This window comes from Rhizobacter sp. P3_B12 (genome assembly GCF_056402895.1).
The window spans coordinates 1-1,881 of sequence record NZ_JBFUGN010001110.1 but is presented as its reverse complement, the minus strand read 5'-3'; the positions used below and the strand labels follow the sequence as shown (position 1 = coordinate 1,881).

Here is a 1,881-nt window from a genome sequence, read left to right as displayed (position 1 = left end):
GCTCGGTGGCGTACGCCGGGCAGGCCGTGGTGATGTTGACCGTGTTGGTCTCATGAGAGTCGCGGTAGCGCAGCAGGTCGGGCAGCCCGTCGCCGTTGAAGTCGGCCACGCGGGTGTTGAAACAGCCGTTGCTGTGGAACAGCGTGTTGTCCGCGCCGGTCAGGTTGAAGCCCGTCACGCGCCGGAAGCTGCCGTCGCCGTTGCTCAGGTACAGCCGGTTCTCGGCCGGGTTGTCGGACCAGCGGATGAGGTCGGTCTTGCCATCGCCGTCGAAGTCGGCGGTGATCACGCCGTAGTTCGAGAAGCGGGCCAGGTTGATGCCGGCCACCGTGCTCTGCATCGTCAGCGTGGCGAGTTCACCGGCCGAGAATGTGGTGTTGCGCTGGTAGGCGTCGCTGGCGTCGGGTGCGTAGTCGAAGCGTGAAGGCGGCAGGCACAGCGATTCGGCCGCGCCGACGCATTCGGTGATCGTGCGCAGCCGRCTGCGGTTGGTCACCGCGCCRCTGTCGTAGCCGAGYCGCAGCGTGTTCACCTTGAGCGGGTTGCCATCCGCGTTCACGAAGGTCTGCACCTGCGCCAGCCGCTGCACGTTCAAGAGCTTGCTGCCGGCCACGTAGGCCTCRCGCCGCGCCTGCGGCTTGCCASTGGGGGCGASCGCCGGCAGGTCCTCGTAGCTGAACACCAGCTTGYTGCCCGGCGCCTGCGTCGGCGTGCCGGTGTAGCGGATCTCGCGCAGGCTCCAGTCGTGCCCCGCGATCGGCGTGCCGGCCACYGTGCCGCTGCCCCACGCCAATCCGTCGCGCTGCTGGTACTGGTAGTCGATGTAGTTGCCGCGCAGGTCGCTGACACGGCTGACGAGCCAGGTCGTGATGACGCCGGTGCCTTGCGCCGTGATGGCCGCATCGGCTGTCGCGTTGCTGTTGTTGCCGTACTCGTAGACCTTCCCGTCCTTGGTCCACACCTTGAAATACGCCGGCGCACCGCCGCCTACGCCGTACGCCCGGACGCGCGCGAACGAGTCGCGCTCGGTGCGGAACTCACGCAGCAGGCCGCCGCCGCCTGCGCTGTCGTCGGTCTGTGGAAACGCCAGCGCCGCGCCCGTCGCACCCGTCTGGATCAGCCGCTGGCCGTCGAGGCACAGCTTGTCGGCCGCCGTGTTGTCGACGCCGCGGACGCGTCCGTCGGTCGCGAGGTTCGCGCCGCAGCGCGCGATCGACGAGACGCCGGTCAGCGACCAGCCGTGGCCCACCGGCCCGTTGCCGTCACCGCCGTACGCCAGCGCGATGGTCGGCAGCATGCCGGCAATGCCCGGCGGCACCGCGATCGGATGCTGATAGCCCGGCTGGCCATCCTGGCCGACTGCCAGCTGCGCCCACGCTGCCAGCGAGAAAGTCGAGAGCGCCAGCGCGCCGACGCACGACACCACCAGGCCGCGGGCACGCCGCGACGCTATCAAGATCAGTTCCAAGAGAGTCCTCCAGCGCACGGTCGACGACCGTGCATCCAATGACAACGAGGGAGAGGTGTTGTMGCCTTCGGCCCGATGGGGCACCGGCAACCCGCGCGGCAGTGGTCTGCCGCTGCGGTGCGCGCAGTCTAGCGATGCGCTCGGGGATTTTTCACGACAGGCCGCGTGATTTCATCAACCTTGAGGAGGTTCATTCGTACTGGAGGCCCACCTCCGCTTCAGGAAGGCCCAGCGAGGCTCGTGCCGCTTGACGCGCCGCCGGACGAGCCGCCCCCGCAGACGCCGATAATCCGCGCATGCTCTTTTCGCGTTCCCGACTGCTGCTCGCACCGCTGATCCTCGCGTTCCTGCTGGGTGCCGGCTTGGCCGACGCCAAGCCGAAGAAACCGCGCGTCGCCACCCCAGTGCGCGAC

Annotated in this window: 1 protein-coding gene; it reads right to left on the bottom strand. The window is 68.8% G+C overall.

The window, feature by feature from the left end:
- On the bottom strand, positions 1–1,468 hold a 1,468-nt coding region (locus AC1D01_RS32680; RefSeq protein WP_477873651.1), incomplete at its 3' end, for an FG-GAP-like repeat-containing protein.
- Positions 1,469–1,881 lie beyond the last annotated feature (413 nt).